The organism is Pseudomonas alliivorans, assembly GCF_017826695.1.
GTDB lineage: Bacteria > Pseudomonadota > Gammaproteobacteria > Pseudomonadales > Pseudomonadaceae > Aquipseudomonas > Aquipseudomonas alliivorans.
Map to the genome: position 1 here is coordinate 120,342 of NZ_JAFFZW010000013.1, position 15,673 is coordinate 136,014.

The window sequence follows — 15,673 nt, forward strand, 5'->3', positions numbered from 1 at the left end:
GTACAACGCCCGTTCAAGCGGCGAACGACCGCTGCACCCATACTCAGCCTGATGAGTGAGAGAACCGAATCATGAAGAAGTGGCAATGCATTGTCTGTGGCCTGATTTACAACGAAGCCGATGGTTGGCCGGATGACGGCATTGCGCCGGGCACGCTTTGGCAGGATGTGCCGGAAGACTGGCTGTGTCCCGACTGCGGCGTCGGCAAGATGGACTTTGAAATGATCGAAATCGGTTGATCCACGCCACTCGGGAAACAGCAATGAGCGCACCTGTCGTCATCATCGGTACCGGCCTTGCGGGCTACAATCTCGCGCGGGAATTTCGCAAGCTGGACGGTGAAACACCGCTGCTGTTGATCACGGCCGATGATGGCCGGTCCTACTCCAAGCCCATGCTGTCCACCGGCTTTGGCAAGAACAAGGAAGCCGATGGTCTGAGCATGGCCGAGCCTGGCGCCATGGCCGACCAGCTCAAGGCCGAGGTGCGCACCCATACGCGTATCAGCGGCATCGACCCTGGCCACAAGCGTCTGTGGATCGGTGAAGAGGCGGTGTACTACCGCGATCTGGTGCTGGCCTGGGGCGCCGAGACCATCCGCGTGCCCATCGAGGGTGACGCCGGGGATGCGGTGTTCCCTATCAACGACCTGCAGGACTACGCGCGCTTTCGAGCGGCCGCTGCCGGCAAGCGTCGTGTACTGATTCTGGGTGCAGGCCTGATCGGCTGCGAATTTGCCAACGACCTGATGCTGGGCGGCTACGAAGTGGATCTGGTCGCGCCATGTGAACACGTCATGCCGACCCTGCTGCCCGCGGCTGCCGCAGCGGCTGTGCAGGCCGGGCTTGAAGGGCTGGGCGCGCGGTTCCACCTGGGGCCGGTGCTCACGCGCCTGCAACGCAGCGAGGAGGGGCTGCAGGCTCAGCTGTCCGACGGGCAGGTAATCACCTGCGATCTGGTGGTGTCGGCCATTGGGCTGCGACCCCGAATCGATCTGGCGGCTGCCGCAGGCTTGCAGACCGGGCGCGGCATTCTGGTTGATCGTTATCTGCAGACGTCGCACGCCAATATCCATGCGCTGGGTGACTGCGCGGAAGTCGACGGCTTGAACCTGTTGTACGTGATGCCTCTGATGAGCTGCGCACGGGCTTTGGCCCAGACCCTTGCCGGAACACCCACTTCGGTGAAATACGGGCCGATGCCAATCACGGTCAAGACGCCTGCCTGCCCGCTCGTGGTCTCGCCACCCCCGCGCGCGACACAGGGTGTCTGGACCGTCGAGGGGCAGGGCGCCGACATCAAGGCCTTGTGTCACGATGCCGAGGGGCAACTGCTGGGTTACGCGCTGACCGGCACGGCCGTTATGGAAAAACTTGCCCTGAACAAGGTTTTACCTGCGTTATTGGTATGATTTCGCGTCATTTTGTCGGATAGGACACTTATTTGTGCTGATAAAGGTTGTCCATCCACTGGCGCAGCTAACGTCGGCATGCCATCCTCGCTCTCGTCTGCCGCTACGTAGAGCCGTCGCGGCGCCTTGTTACTGTTTGCCATAAGCAGTACGGAACATAAAAACAAAAACCGTAAAAGAGGCTTCATATGCGTAAACCACAACTTGCAGCCGTCATTGCTGAAAAGGCGGATCTGACCAAAGATCAATCCAACCGTGTTCTCAACGCCATTCTTGAAGAAATCACCGGCGCATTGTCTCGCAAAGACAGTGTCACCCTGGTTGGCTTCGGTACATTCCTGCAACGCCATCGTGGAGCCCGTACCGGCAAGAATCCGCAAACCGGCGAACCGGTGAAAATCAAGGCAAGCAACACGGTTGCCTTCAAACCGGGTAAGGCCTTGAAAGACAGCGTCAATCCTGAGCCAGCCAAAAAGAAGAAATCCTGATAACAGCTGCTTGCCTCGGCGGGAGGTAAGCAGTGAGCAACGGGCACACCAGTCACACTGGGTGCCCGTTTTTCATATGTGCAGAGCAACCAGGGCGCCCATGTCGTCCCGTGGCTCTTGGTAAGAAGTTTCCTACTTGATCGTGATCGCCTGCCTTCTAATAGCTCAGTCTTTCCTGACTTCTTATCATTCTTTATTCCCTTAAAGTCCCGCTCCCGCAGCTCTTCTGGTTTGCGGCGCTGAACATTAATTTTGGGAAGTCAAAAATGAATAAGCTATGGAAATTCGCTGCTGTCGCAACCCTGATCGCCGCCACCTCGGGCTGTGTCAGTTACAACATGAGCCAGCCGGTTGCACCTTTGGAAGGGACCGTCAAAACCGACCTGAAGGCTGACGTGAAAGTGGGTGGCACCATCAGTGGCGAATCCTCCACCAACGTTCTGTTCAACTTCCTGAGCATCGGTGGCGATACCCAGTTCGCGGACGGTGTGGCCTATGGCGGTGCGAGCGGCGGCGGCATGGGCCTGGCCCTTCCAGATCCGGTATCGACTGCCAAGGCTGCCGCAGCCTACAAGGCTGTCAAATCTTCCGGTGCCGATCTGATCGTTGCCCCGCGTTATGAAGTCAACGTGAAAGACTATTTCATCTTCAAGAAAGTGGACGTAAAGGTTACGGGTAACAAGGGCAGCATCAACAGCATCCGCTGATCGATCCCCTGAGTGCTGCGCCGCTTGCCTGCGCAGCACTTGCCAGGGGAAATAAATTGCAGGGATCCTCGCTGAAAACAAGAATTCCCTGCATGCATCATCTGGACAACCGGCTACACTGCGCCGCCAGTTCGAACTCTTGCTGAGGCTGTTACATGAAATTTCGTTTTCTTCTCTGGATGCTGGGCCGGTTGATGAGCCGCGCCGGTCGTAACAACCCTGCGTTCCAGCAACAGTTGGCTGGCAAGGACCTGACGTTTCAACTGCAGACAACGGACGGCAGGATCGCTCGCCACTTTGTGGTTCGTGACCAGCGTATCCGCAGTGTGAAAGGGCTGGCTGCCGAGCCTGCGTTTGCCATCTCGTTCCGCGACGCCGCATTCGGCTTTGCCACCTTGCAGGCCAAAAACAAGCAACTGGCCTTCATGCAGGGCATTCAGGACAAGGACATTCAGATCAAGGGCAATCCAGCCCTGGTGATCTGGTTCCAGGGCCTCACCAAGTACCTCAAACCTAAAAAGAAGACCAACTGATCAAGGCAACTGCAACCCGCCCGATGCCTTGTGCAAGGCGCGCAGATGGTCACCCATCTGCTTGAGGTTGGCTTCGTTCGCGGCAATTTCCCTCGCACGTCCTGGCTCCAGCAAGGCACGTACTTCCTTGTCGAGATCGCCGGTCAGGCGCTTGAGCTGTTTCTGACGCTGGCTGCTCTCGCTTTCAAGCTGTTGCCACTCCGCAGCCTGCGGCAAACCGTAACCTCGGCTGCCGAGCAATTCCGCAGGGCGGCTGAGAAAACCGCTGCTGGCCAGCAGCTCTTGCAAGGTGCCGGTCGCTTTTGACACGCGGCCGTCCTTCTGCTCCCGAGCCCCCAGATAGCTTTGCTTCACTTCGTCCTGCGCCAGCAGCAATTGCCGACGCAGGCTTGCCTGTTCCAGCAGCAGAATGGCGGCACTGGTGCGCAGGTCAGCCTTGTCGAACCACTGACTGCGCTCATGGGCGGGCAGGCTCATCCAGTCTTCGACGGTGGTTTGCCGGATCGGAAGTTGTTTCTTCAGCACCTCGAACATCGCTTGATAGCGGTCCCGATAAGAGTCGAACCGGTAGCCAAGACGTAACGCTTCCTTTGGATCGTCCAGCACACGGGTATCAGCCAGCCCCCGCCCCTTGAGCACCTCGAGCAAACCGTTGGGCAGAATGCTGTCCAGGCCGACCAGTTTGGGATTATGCGTGCCGCTGCGAAGCAGCTTGAGATTCTCTACCGCGCAGTTGTTCGACAGGAAGTAATAGTTGCCGTCGTAGCTCCAGTGCATTTCGGCGGCGTGCTGGACCAACCCTTCGATTTCAGGGCGAGACAGCGTGATGGGTACTGACGCCAGGCTGCGCAGTTCCGTCTTGGTGTATTCGTCGATCACCTGAGCCAGTGGCAGCACGAACAGCCGCGATGGGTACGCGCCCATCAGGCCGTCCCAACTGGATAACTGTACGTCGCCTACAAAAGCGCGGTAGGACAGGACCAGATGCTGGTCCAAGTCGAGCCGACAATCTGGTCCGCGTGGACGTCCCGGCTTGCAGATCACCAGACGCAGCATGCTGTGACCCCAGCGGCTCACCCAGTTCTGGTTCGCCTCGGCCAACAGGTAGTCGACGGCGTAAACGCGCTCGGGGTCCAGCTTGCCCAGCGGTTCCCGGCCAAAATCGCTGCCAGCGTTCAGGTAAGGATAGAAGGTCGGACAGGCATCCCGGGCAGCAGGTGCCCAACCGAAGCGTTCCTTGTAGTAGGCATACAGCGCAGGTCGACGGCAGGCGTAGGCCGGGTCGAGCAGGAAGTACTCCATGTTCACCGCCACGAACTCGAGCGGGCTGGTGGTCTCGTAGATGTCGGGACTGCGGGCAACCTGACCGTTATGTTCTTCTCGCTCGCCACGTCTTCCGACGTACTGCTGCCAGCCGGCAAGGTCCAGCAGGCGAGGATCATCGCTCAGGGTAAAACGTCGTTCGGTCTGGCCACGGCAGTCATCGGGCAGGCCGACGTTACCCAATGAACTGTTACGACGGGAACAGCGAACCAGGGTCGCCCTTTCGGTGGGAGACCAGAGGCGTGCACGGTCGTAAATATGAGTCAGCTCATGCAGCACCGTGGCGAGCATTTCCCGACGTACCGTGCCGTGTGGCCGACCCGTTTGCGCCGTCGCGGCAGAGCCGTCGGTCAGCGAAGGCAACAGGTGGGTGTTGAGGTACAGCTGGTAAGGACCTGCCGCCTGGCCATAGGCATTTTGCGGCATGTCGCTGGACCAACTCACGTTGACAGTGCGGTCCAATGACTCGACGAAGCTGGGCGGCAGGGCGCGCATGGCTTCGTCGATCAGCGCCTGGCTGGCTTGCCGTTGAGCCGCATCGAGGCCGTCGGTGTGCAGCTCAAGCTTCAGACTGGCTGAAGCATAAGTCCCGACCAGCGACAGTGCGCCGGCAAGCAGCCAGACGCCAAGTCGCCTCACAGTGCGAGGATGGCTTCAGCCAGTGTCTTGTCGCTGGCATCGCGCGCTTCCGGCACGCGGGCACGCAGCGTATCGAAGGCAGCGTCGAGCTGGGCGCCGTGAATATCGCCATTGCTGGCAACGTAGCTGGCGGCATCATCTCTGGCTTCGCGAACGACTTTGGAATCGCGGATCGAGGTGGTGGTGTCAGAGGTAAAGTCGATGGTGCGACCGAACGCACGGACAATGATGTTACTCGTGGCAACAACGGTCTGAGCCTGGGCCAGGTCGGCCATCAGCAGCAGACCAAGGGAAACAGCAATCAGCGGCGTACGCATGTCAGTAACGTCTCCAGTTACGCAGAAGGGCAAAGTGGCTATTGGACGAGGATTGCCTGCGCCAGTTCAAGGTCGCTGGCACGAAGTTTTTCATGGGACTGTCGCAGGCTGCGCAACGCCGACTCGAGTCGGGCCCCGCGTATCCGGCCATCGCTGGCGACAAACGCCGCAGCATCATCCTGAGCCGCCATGACTTGCTTGTTATCGAACGGTGAACTGCTGACCTGGCTGGTGGCGTACCCGGTTTTGACCAGACCCTGCGTGGTTGAGTCGAAGGCATGGGCAGAACCCGTCCAGACCAGGCTGGCAAGAGAACCTATCAAAAGAGAGTGCAATAAACGCATGGCTTTCACGTACCGGCAAAACAGGCGTCAAGGCTAGCGCAATGCTCTGGCCGGAGCTACCCCGGCAGCCCGCAGGCCGCCGGAGGCATTCAATTCATCAGATGGCCAGGATGGCCTGAGCCAGTTGAGCATCAGTGGCGTGCAGTTCAGGCATTTGCTGACGGATGTGCTGGAGCGCGCCTTCGAGTTGCGCACCGCGGATGTCACCCGCGCTGGCCACGAAGCTGGCGGCATCGTCACGTGCTGCGCGAACGATCTTGTCATCCTTGAACGAAGACGAGATATCGGAAGTGGCGTCGGTCGATGCGGCGACAGCGCCCACGACTGTGTCGGTTGTGACAATGAAACTGGAAGCATTGGCGCTTGCGGCAGCGGCAGTCAGCAAAACGGCAGCGCCAAAGGTACGTAGCAGGGACATGGTCGAATTCCGTCAGATGGAGTTACAGGCAGAGGTTGCGGGAGGCACAGACTGTGTGCCGGGCCGATCAGGCGTCCAGCCTATATCAGCGCTGTCCGGCTTGCTATTGCTATACCGCGTCGAAACGCCATACGGCGTACATGAAATGGTAACTGTACCGGCCTTAATTTGTAACATTTAAAACTGTACTTGTGTTGGTCGTGAAGTCTTTAAGGCCCAAACGACAAGACCCGATTCAGCTGCCTGAATCGGGTCTTGTATGAAGCAATTCGGGTTGCTGGCGGGAGACTTCAGCAGTCTGGGGCCAGCGGGCGCTGCATTAGCGCCAGAACGGCTTGCTCAGCTCTTCGTAACGCTGTGCTTCGCTGATACCTGCGTCGGCCAGCAAACGTGCGTCCAGACGGGCCAGTTGATGGCGGCTGGAAAGGCGACGCTGCCAGAGCATCAGGTTGGCGAACATGCGCAGAGGCAAGGAAGATTTCGCAGTAGTGGCGGTGCTTTCGCTGAACAGATCGGAACTGATTGTACGTTCCATGGTGTGACTTCCTTCCGCTTGTGGCGGGATAAGTGAGTTGCTTGACTGGTGCCCATTCTCCGCTCGATCGGCCAGTCCCCATAGACACAGTTCATCTGTATTGTAAGGGTTCAGTTAACTGTTAATAGGGACTGTTTTGTTCGTTATTGGGGCAACTGTACCGGTCTGCACATTTTTAGTGCATTTTGCAGCAGGTCGCACTGAATTTGATACGCCACAGCCTGCTTTTGACCAGTACAGCAGTACAGTTTTTTCAAGTATGGGGAATGATGGCGTAAAAGTGAGCAAGAAAATCACTTGCTCACCTCCAACTGTCTTGTTCAGACGGGCAACATGCGTCCTGTCTCTTCCAGATTGAGGTGCCAACTCAGTGCGTCGCGCAATATATGCGGCGTGTGTCCACCACGCTGACAGGCAGCGTTGAAATAGTCGTTCAGCGCGGCCCGGTAATCAGGGTGAACGCAGTTGTCGATGACCACCCGGGCGCGTTCGCGCGGCGCAAGACCACGCAGATCCGCCAGACCCTGTTCGGTCACCAGAATATCCACATCGTGCTCGGTATGGTCGACATGACTCACCATAGGCACCACGCTGGAAATCGAGCCACCTTTGGCGATTGACTTGGTCACGAAGATGGCCAGATGCGCGTTACGCGAGAAGTCGCCGGAGCCGCCAATGCCATTCATCATCCGCGTGCCGCACACATGGGTGGAGTTCACGTTGCCGTACAGATCGAACTCCAGCGCAGTGTTGATCCCGATAATACCCAGGCGGCGTATGACTTCCGGGTGATTGGAGATTTCCTGCGGGCGCAAGACCAGCCTGGATTTATAGCGGTTGAAGTCGGCGAACACCTGAGCGTGCTTTGCGGCCGAAAGTGTCATGGAACTGCCCGAGGCAAAGCTCAATTTGCCTGCATCGAACAGATCGAAGGTGGAGTCCTGCAGCACCTCGGAATACATGGTCATGTCATGGAACGGCGAATCCAGTAAACCGTGCATCACTGCGTTGGCAATCGTTCCGATCCCGGCCTGTAACGGCATCAGCGTGTTGGTCAGCCGGTTTTCGCGCACTTCATTCTTGAAGAACTCCACCAGGTGCTGAGCGATGGCCTGGGTTTCCACATCCGGCGGCAACACAGTGGACGGGGAGTCAGGCTGATTGCTGATGACTATGCCGACAATCTTCGCCGGATCGATCTTCACTGCATGGGTGCCAATCCGTGAATCGGCTTCCAGCACCGGAATGGGCAGACGCGTGGGGCGGTAGCTCGGAATGTAGACGTCATGCAGACCTTCCAGCTCCAGAGGCTGGGCCAGATTGATTTCGATGATCACCTGTCGGGCGAGAATGGCGAAGCTGGCGGAGTTTCCTACCGAAGTGCTCAATACGAGATGACCGTCCTCGGTGATGGCGACACACTCGATAACGGCCAGGTCGACAGCCTTGATCTGGCGATTGCGCAGTTGCTCGACGGTATCGGACAGGTGCTGATCGATGAACATGACAGTGCCGTCATTGATAGCCCTGCGCAGAGTGCTGTCCACCTGGAACGGCATGCGTCGGGAAAGCACGCCGGACTCGGTCAGTTGTTTGTCCAGATCGTTGCCCAGGCTGGCGCCGGTCATCAGACTGATCTTTAGAGGTGAGACCCTGGCGCGCTCGGCCAGCGCCTGAGGAACGGCTTTGGCTTCGCCTGCGCGGGTGAAGCCACTCATGCCGACGGTCATGCCATCTTCGATCAGGGCGGCGGCGTCAGCCGCGCTCATTACCTTGCTCATCAGGGAGGGCAGGCGAATACGGTCACGGTACATGGATTCTTTCTCGGAGGTGGAGACGAGCGACAAGTCTAGAGAGTCGGGCGTTGTTCGTCCCGCTACCATGGTCGCATTTGGGGGCTCTAATTAGCGGGTCTCAGCGCAAAACACTGTTACGTGAAATGCAAAAAGCCCCGGTCGCAGCGCGAACCGGGGCTGTGCTGAGGCAGATGCAGATGCAGGCTATGCGTTATCGACCGCCTTCACCATGTCCTCGATCACCTTTTTGGCGTCTCCGAATACCATCATGGTCTTGTCCAGATAGAACAGTTCGTTGTCCAGGCCGGCGTAGCCGCTGGCCATCGAGCGCTTGTTGACGATGATGGTCTTGGCTTTGAACGCTTCGAGAATCGGCATCCCGGCAATCGGCGATTTCGGATCGTTCTTGGCGGCCGGGTTGACCACGTCGTTTGCACCGAGCACCAGCACCACGTCTGCCTGACCGAACTCGGAGTTGATGTCGTCCATCTCGAACACTTGGTCATAAGGCACTTCCGCCTCGGCCAGCAGCACGTTCATGTGGCCGGGCATGCGTCCTGCCACCGGGTGGATCGCGTATTTAACCGTGACGCCGTGATGCACCAGTTTTTCGGTCAATTCCTTGAGCGCATGCTGGGCACGCGCCACTGCCAGTCCGTAGCCGGGCACGATGATCACCGTATCAGCGTTGGTCAGCAGGAAGGTGGCGTCGTCCGCCGAACCGGATTTCACCGGGCGTGCTTCCTTGGCACCTGCCGGGCCAGCCGTGTCCGTTGCGCCGCCGAAGCCGCCGCCGATCACATTGAAGAAGGAGCGGTTCATCGCCTTGCACATGATGTAAGAGAGGATCGCGCCGGAGGAGCCCACCAGCGAGCCGGCGATGATCAGCATCGAGTTGTTCAGCGAGAAGCCGATGCCCGCTGCCGCCCAGCCCGAGTAGCTGTTGAGCATCGAGACCACGACCGGCATGTCGGCCCCGCCAATCGGGATGATCAGCAGAACGCCGATCACAAATGCCAGGGCGAGCATGATGGCGAACGCGGTCAGGCTGCCGGTGAACATGAACGTCAGGCCGAAGAACAGCGTAGCCAGGCCGAGAATCAGGTTCAGCTTGTGCTGTCCGACAAACTGTACGGGTGCGCCCTGAAACAGGCGAAACTTGTATTTGCCTGACAGCTTGCCGAACGCGATCACCGAGCCGGAAAAGGTGATCGCACCAATGGCCGCGCCCAGGAACAGTTCCAGACGATTGCCGGTCGGGATGGCGTCGCCCAGATTGCGAACGATACCCAGCGACTGGGGCTCGACCACCGCCGCGATGGCAATGAACACTGCCGCCAGCCCGATCATGCTGTGCATGAAGGCCACCAGCTCGGGCATCTTGGTCATCTCGACACGCTTGGCCATGATCGAGCCGGCTGTACCGCCCACGAGCAGGCCGACGACGATGTAGCCAATCCCTGCGCTGGTGCCTTCAGACAAGGCCGCGAGCTTGAACACCAGGCCGATCGTGGTGACAACCGCCAGCCCCATGCCCAGCATGCCGAACAGATTGCCGCGACGTGAAGTGGTCGGGTGGGACAGGCCCTTGAGCGCCTGGATGAAACAGATCGAAGCGATCAGATACAGCAGAGTAACCAGATTCATGCTCATGGCTTCTGCACCTCGTCTTTCGCTTTGGGTGCCTTTTTCTTGAACATTTCCAGCATCCGTCGAGTAACCAGGAAGCCGCCGAAGACGTTGACTGCGGCCAATGCGACGGCCAGCGTGCCCATGGTCTTGCCCAGTGGCGTGACAGTAAGCGCGGCGGCGAGCATCGCACCGACGATCACGATGGCGGAGATGGCGTTGGTCACGGCCATGAGTGGCGTATGCAGCGCAGGCGTCACGTTCCAGACCACGTGGTAGCCGACATAGATCGCCAGCACGAAAATGATCAGGTTATAGATGCCGGGGGAGATCAACTCTTCCATTGGTGTGTCCTCAGCCGTTCTTGCGGATGACTTGGCCGTCGCGGCACATCAGGCACGCGGCGACGATGTCGTCTTCCAGGTTGATCGAGAATGCGCCGTCCTTGTCGAACAGCAGCTTCATGAAGTCCAGCAGATTGCGCGCATACAGTGCCGAGGCATCGGCGGCGACCAGCGCTGGCAGATTGGTGTGGCCAACGATGGTCACGCCATGCTCGATGGTGACCTGGTCCGCTACGGTCAGCGGACAGTTACCACCCTGAGCGGCTGCGAGATCGATCACCACGGAGCCGGGCTTCATCTGCGCCACGGTCTCGGCGCTGAGCAGCACCGGAGCCTTGCGGCCCGGAATCAATGCGGTGGTGATCACAATGTCCGAAAGTTTTGCCCGTTCATGCACGGCGACCGCCTGCCGTTGCATCCAGCTGGCGGGCATGGGGCGTGCGTAACCGCCGACGCCTTCAGCGCATTCGCGCTCTTCATCGGTCTGGTAAGGGACATCGATGAATTTCGCGCCCAGCGATTCGATCTGCTCTTTCACGGCCGGTCGCACATCCGACGCTTCGACCACGGCGCCCAGACGCTTGGCGGTGGCAATTGCCTGCAGGCCAGCCACACCTGCGCCGAGGATCAATACCCTGGCAGCCTTTACCGTTCCGGCCGCGGTCATGAGCATGGGCATGAAACGCGGGTAGTGATGAGCCGCGAGCAGGACGGCTTTGTAACCGGCGATGTTTGCTTGAGAGGACAGCACGTCAAGGCTCTGCGCCCGCGAGGTCCTTGGAGCGGCTTCGAGTGCGAAAGCGGTAATGCCGCGCTCGGCCATCCGGGCAATGTTCTCGTTATTGAAGGGGTTGAGCATCCCGATCACGATCGTGCCGCTCTTTATGAGCGTGAGTTCGCTTTCGTTCGGGGCCATCACCTTGAGGATAAGGTCGCTGGCGAAGGTGTCGTCGACTCCACGAATGGTGGCGCCTGCGGCCTCATAGGCACTGTCCGGCAGGCTGGCATGAATGCCGGCCCCGCTTTGTACAGTGACGCTATGTCCCTGGCTGATCAGCTTCTTGATGGTCTCCGGGGTGGCAGCCACCCGGGTTTCACCTGACTGGGTTTCGAGAGGAACACCAATGTGCACGACAGAATCTCCTGCGCGATCTTTTTATCTTCATGAGTAGGCCAGTGCACTACGGCTGGTGCATCTGGAAATAGCCGGTCAGCACGCCCGTGAATACAGGGAGCGCCGCATTTTGCAGGCGAAGTCGAAGGCCTTCAATACATTCTGTAACGAAACTGAAAATTAACTACAAGTCACCCTGTGACCTATTGTCGCAAGGATAGCCTTTTGGCCTTTATTTATAGGGCTTTGCGGGAATATTGTCTGGCTGAGGTGAAAACATCGCTTTTTCCCCACACGCATGGACTACGGGGTAAAACGGGTATTAACCCTAATAAAATCGGGGCTAAAGGCAAGATTAAGCGATGTCGTACAACTGTTGCGTAGGCGACATATGCTTATATCTGTAGGTAGGAGTTGATATTCACTACCTTCGGCTTTTAAGTCTCAGGCCCGCACGGACGGCAGCGTGTAGCTATGAGCCTGATCGATGAGCCAGTCGCGGAAAGCGCGCAATGACGCTGATTCCACTTTTCGATCCGGAATCATCAGGTGATAAGCCTTGTGACTCGGTAACGAACGAGCATTGGCAATCACAAGGCGTTTTTCATGCAGTTCACGCTGAATGAGAAAAGGTGGGATCAGCGCTACGCCCATATCGTGCATGGCGGCTTGCGCAAGCATGGAGAACAGTTCGTAGCGAGGGCCTGTCATGTCGCGCGCCACATTGAGATTCTGAGCGTTGAACCACTGTCGCCAGGCGTAGGGGCGCGTGGTTTGCTGAAGCATCGGCAGTTCGGCCAGTTCGCTCGCATCGAGATGCTTGCGGCCTTGCATGAAGGTGGGGCTGCAGACCGGCATGGAGTTCTCGCTCATCAGTCGATGTGCCTCGGTGCCCGACCACTCGGCATCGCCAAAGTAGATCGCCGCGTCGAAGTCGGTGTCTGCGAACAGGAATGGACGAGTGCGATTGGTGAGGTTGACCGTCACCTCGGGGTGTCGATGCTGGAAGTCCCTGAGGCGCGGCAGCAGCCACTGAGTGCCGAAGGTTGGCACCACGGCAAGCTCGATGACGTTCGTTCCCTGCTGCCCCATGATCGACAGCGTGTCGCGCTCCACGGCGTCCAGTTGCAGGGCGACCCGGCGGCTGTAGGAAAGTCCGGCTTCCGTCAGCTTCACGCCGCGCCGTGAGCGTCGGAAAAGTTCGATGCCAAGAAACTCCTCCAGGCTGCCGATCTGTCGGCATACAGCCCCCTGAGTGAGAGACAGTTCTTCTGCGGCCCTTGTGAAACTCTCGTGACGCGCGGCGGACTCGAAGCTGATCAGCGCGGTGGTACTGGGTATCTTTCGTCTCATGTACCGCGTCCTCACTGATCCTGTGGCTTTATCGAGCTTCACAATGTTTCGGAGTGAGAAATTAGCACAACAGGCTGAGTAATCCTCGTTTGTCGAAGGATCGATCCGGGTCTAGGATCAAGCCCACATCATTCGAGTACACATGAGGGCGGGTTATGAGCGGCAAGGCGAGTTTCAACTGGATCGATCCTCTTTTGCTGGATCAGCAGCTCACTGAAGAAGAGCGCATGGTTCGTGATAGCGCCGAACAGTTCGCCCAAAGCAAGCTTGCCCCGCGAGTACTGGAAGCCTTTCGTCACGAGCAGACCGACCCGGCCATCTTTCGCGAGATGGGTGAAATGGGGTTGCTGGGTGCGACGATTCCGGAAGCGTTCGGTGGCAGCGGTCTCAACTACGTGTGCTACGGCCTTATTGCCCGTGAGGTCGAGCGTATCGACTCCGGTTACCGCTCCATGATGAGCGTGCAATCTTCGCTGGTCATGGTGCCTATCAATGAATTCGGCACGCAGGCACAGAAAGAAAAGTACCTGCCCAAACTGGCCTCCGGCGAATGGATCGGCTGTTTCGGTCTGACCGAGCCCAATCACGGTTCCGATCCGGGAGCCATGATCACCCGCGCCAAGCGTGTCGAGGGTGGCTATCGCCTGACCGGGAGCAAGATGTGGATCACCAACAGCCCGATCGCCGACGTGTTCGTAGTCTGGGCGAAGGATGACGCAGGCGATATTCGCGGCTTCGTTCTGGAGAAAGGTTGGGCAGGCCTGAGTGCGCCGACGATTCACGGCAAGGTCGGCCTGCGGGCATCCATCACCGGCGAGATCGTGATGGATAACGTATTCGTGCCTGAGGAAAACATCTTCCCGGACGTGCGCGGCCTCAAAGGACCTTTTACTTGTCTGAACTCGGCACGCTACGGCATCTCCTGGGGAGCGCTGGGTGCCGCGGAGTTCTGCTGGCACACGGCGCGTCAGTACACGCTTGATCGTCAGCAATTCGGGCGGCCTCTGGCGGCCAATCAGCTGATCCAGAAAAAGCTGGCTGACATGCAGACCGAAATCACGCTGGCCCTGCAGGGCTGCCTGCGTCTGGGGCGTATGAAGGACGAGGGTACTGCTGCTGTGGAGATCACCTCGATCATGAAGCGCAACTCATGCGGCAAGTCGCTGGAGATCGCCCGCATGGCGCGGGACATGCTCGGCGGTAATGGCATCTCCGACGAGTTCGGCATCGCGCGTCATCTGGTCAATCTGGAAGTGGTCAATACCTACGAGGGTACGCACGACGTGCATGCACTGATTCTGGGTCGTGCGCAGACCGGCATTCAGGCCTTCTATTAAGGAGGGCGGATCATGGGCGCGCTTTCTCATATCCGGGTGCTGGATCTGTCGCGTGTGCTGGCTGGTCCCTGGGCCGGGCAGATCCTTGCCGACCTGGGTGCGGATGTCATCAAGGTCGAGCGGCCGGTGTGCGGCGATGACACCCGCTCATGGGGGCCGCCGTTCTTGAAGGATGAGGCGGGGCAGAATACGACTGAGGCGGCTTACTACCTGTCGGCCAATCGTAACAAGCAGTCGGTGACCATCGACTTCACACGCCCCGAGGGTCAGCAACTGGTGCGGGAGCTGGTGGCGAAGTCCGACATCGTTATCGAGAATTTCAAGGTGGGTGGGCTGGCGGCCTACGGTCTGGACTATGCGTCGCTAAAGGCTGTGAATCCGAAGCTTATCTATTGCTCCATTACCGGGTTTGGTCAGACGGGGCCTTACGCCAGGCGTGCGGGCTATGACTTCATGATTCAGGGCCTGGGCGGTTTGATGAGCCTGACAGGGCGGCCTGATGGCGATGAAGGCGCCGGGCCTGTGAAGGTCGGCGTGGCGCTGACTGACATATTGACCGGGTTGTATTCGACGACCGCTATTCTTGCTGCGCTGGCTCATCGTGATCAAAGCGGCACGGGGCAGCATATCGACATGGCACTGCTGGACGTGCAGGTCGCGTGCCTGGCCAATCAGGCCATGAATTACCTGACCACGGGAGTTGCGCCAAAGCGGCTGGGTAATGCTCATCCCAACATCGTGCCTTACCAGGACTTTCCGACTGCCGATGGGGATTTCATCCTCACGGTAGGTAATGACAGTCAGTTCCGGAAGTTTGCTGAAGTGGCGGGGCAGTCGCAGTGGGCGACAGATCCTCGGTTCCTGACCAATAAGCTGCGCGTGGCTAATCGAGGTGAACTCATTCCGCTGATACGCCAGGCAACCGTGTTCAAGACGACGGCACAGTGGGTGGATGAGTTGGAAGCGGCGGGGGTGCCCTGTGGGCCGGTCAATGATCTGGCGCAGGTGTTTGCCGATCCTCAGGTGCTGGCTCGCGGGCTCGCTATTGAATTGCCGCATGCGTTGGGCGGTCGTGTGGCGCAAGTGGCCAGCCCGATCCGCTTGTCCGAGACGCCGGTGGAGTATAGGCGTGCGCCTCCCCTGTTGGGGGAGCATACGTTCGAGGTTCTGCAGGCGTTGCTCGGTATGAGTGAGGGTGAGGTGGCCGCCCTCAAGGGGGCGGGCGTGCTGTAGCTATATATAGATAGCCAGGGTTTGGGCGTCTTCTATATAGCTGTAGGCTTGAAATTCACTAATTTCATCCGATTCGAAAATAACGGTTGACGCGCTCGTTGAGGTGTCTATAATTCGCCCCACTTCCGGCGCAGACGGAAACGAAAAAGCCT

General features: G+C 58.7%; 17 protein-coding genes. 7 read left to right on the forward strand and 10 right to left on the reverse strand.

Features of this window, described 5'->3' with window-relative positions; all coding sequences use genetic code 11:
* Nucleotides 1-71 precede the first annotated feature (71 nt).
* From JTJ32_RS24580 to JTJ32_RS24600, 5 genes are all read left to right on the forward strand, one after another.
* Nucleotides 72-239, forward strand: coding sequence for a rubredoxin (locus tag JTJ32_RS24580; protein ID WP_002555879.1), 168 nt, complete (start codon nucleotides 72-74; stop codon nucleotides 237-239).
* A gap of 23 nt (nucleotides 240-262) precedes the next feature.
* Entirely contained in the window at nucleotides 263-1,411 is a 1,149-nt protein-coding gene (locus tag JTJ32_RS24585; protein ID WP_099231244.1) for an NAD(P)/FAD-dependent oxidoreductase, read from the forward strand.
* Nucleotides 1,412-1,599: 188 nt separating this feature from the next.
* Complete coding sequence (locus JTJ32_RS24590) at nucleotides 1,600-1,899, forward strand: HU family DNA-binding protein (protein WP_025995432.1); 300 nt, start codon at nucleotides 1,600-1,602, stop codon at nucleotides 1,897-1,899.
* Between the two features lie 266 nt (nucleotides 1,900-2,165).
* Entirely contained in the window at nucleotides 2,166-2,606 is a 441-nt protein-coding gene (locus JTJ32_RS24595) for a hypothetical protein (RefSeq protein ID WP_099231248.1), read from the forward strand.
* A 155-nt stretch (nucleotides 2,607-2,761) separates the two neighbouring features.
* Nucleotides 2,762-3,139 (forward strand): SCP2 sterol-binding domain-containing protein, encoded by a 378-nt coding sequence (locus JTJ32_RS24600; protein ID WP_099231250.1) that lies wholly within the window; start codon nucleotides 2,762-2,764, stop codon nucleotides 3,137-3,139.
* Here JTJ32_RS24600 and JTJ32_RS24605 read toward each other — a convergent pair whose 3' ends face one another.
* From JTJ32_RS24605 to JTJ32_RS24650, 10 genes are all read right to left on the reverse strand, one after another.
* Nucleotides 3,140-5,101, reverse strand: coding sequence for a DUF7844 domain-containing protein (locus tag JTJ32_RS24605; protein WP_210043594.1), 1,962 nt, complete (start codon nucleotides 5,099-5,101; stop codon nucleotides 3,140-3,142).
* Nucleotides 5,098-5,418 (reverse strand): DUF2388 domain-containing protein, encoded by a 321-nt coding sequence (locus JTJ32_RS24610; RefSeq protein WP_099231254.1) that lies wholly within the window; start codon nucleotides 5,416-5,418, stop codon nucleotides 5,098-5,100. Before JTJ32_RS24610 ends, JTJ32_RS24605 begins: the two co-directional genes overlap by 4 nt.
* Nucleotides 5,419-5,456: 38 nt before the next feature.
* Nucleotides 5,457-5,762 carry a DUF2388 domain-containing protein gene (locus tag JTJ32_RS24615; protein ID WP_099231256.1) on the reverse strand — a complete coding sequence of 102 codons (306 nt, stop codon included), beginning with the start codon at nucleotides 5,760-5,762 and terminating at the stop codon, nucleotides 5,457-5,459.
* 97 nt (nucleotides 5,763-5,859) lie between these two features.
* Entirely contained in the window at nucleotides 5,860-6,180 is a 321-nt protein-coding gene (locus JTJ32_RS24620) for a DUF2388 domain-containing protein (protein ID WP_210043596.1), read from the reverse strand.
* A gap of 319 nt (nucleotides 6,181-6,499) precedes the next feature.
* Nucleotides 6,500-6,715, reverse strand: a complete 216-nt coding sequence (locus tag JTJ32_RS24625; protein ID WP_004881584.1) for a DUF1127 domain-containing protein — start codon at nucleotides 6,713-6,715, stop codon at nucleotides 6,500-6,502.
* Nucleotides 6,716-7,035: 320 nt separating this feature from the next.
* Complete coding sequence (locus tag JTJ32_RS24630) at nucleotides 7,036-8,529, reverse strand: succinyl-CoA:acetate CoA-transferase ScpC (RefSeq protein WP_210043597.1); 1,494 nt, start codon at nucleotides 8,527-8,529, stop codon at nucleotides 7,036-7,038.
* A gap of 186 nt (nucleotides 8,530-8,715) precedes the next feature.
* A complete protein-coding gene (locus JTJ32_RS24635; protein ID WP_210043598.1) occupies nucleotides 8,716-10,164 on the reverse strand; it encodes an NAD(P)(+) transhydrogenase (Re/Si-specific) subunit beta in 1,449 nt (482 codons plus the stop codon).
* The gene (locus JTJ32_RS24640) at nucleotides 10,161-10,484 is read right to left on the reverse strand and encodes an NAD(P) transhydrogenase subunit alpha part 2 (RefSeq protein ID WP_004881581.1); all 324 of its coding nucleotides are present in this window, start codon (nucleotides 10,482-10,484) and stop codon (nucleotides 10,161-10,163) included. The genes JTJ32_RS24635 and JTJ32_RS24640 overlap by 4 nt, the downstream gene beginning before the upstream one ends.
* A gap of 10 nt (nucleotides 10,485-10,494) precedes the next feature.
* Nucleotides 10,495-11,616, reverse strand: a complete 1,122-nt coding sequence (locus JTJ32_RS24645; RefSeq protein ID WP_099231263.1) for a Re/Si-specific NAD(P)(+) transhydrogenase subunit alpha — start codon at nucleotides 11,614-11,616, stop codon at nucleotides 10,495-10,497.
* A 426-nt stretch (nucleotides 11,617-12,042) separates the two neighbouring features.
* Nucleotides 12,043-12,951 carry a LysR family transcriptional regulator gene (locus JTJ32_RS24650; protein ID WP_210043599.1) on the reverse strand — a complete coding sequence of 303 codons (909 nt, stop codon included), beginning with the start codon at nucleotides 12,949-12,951 and terminating at the stop codon, nucleotides 12,043-12,045.
* A 155-nt stretch (nucleotides 12,952-13,106) separates the two neighbouring features.
* Here JTJ32_RS24650 and JTJ32_RS24655 point away from each other — a divergent pair, with 155 nt between their 5' ends.
* Both JTJ32_RS24655 and JTJ32_RS24660 read left to right on the forward strand, forming a co-directional pair.
* Nucleotides 13,107-14,288: an acyl-CoA dehydrogenase gene (locus tag JTJ32_RS24655; protein ID WP_210043600.1), complete on the forward strand. Its 1,182-nt coding sequence runs from the start codon at nucleotides 13,107-13,109 to the stop codon at nucleotides 14,286-14,288.
* A gap of 9 nt (nucleotides 14,289-14,297) precedes the next feature.
* Entirely contained in the window at nucleotides 14,298-15,521 is a 1,224-nt protein-coding gene (locus JTJ32_RS24660) for a CaiB/BaiF CoA transferase family protein (RefSeq protein ID WP_210043605.1), read from the forward strand.
* Nucleotides 15,522-15,673: the final 152 nt, after the last annotated feature.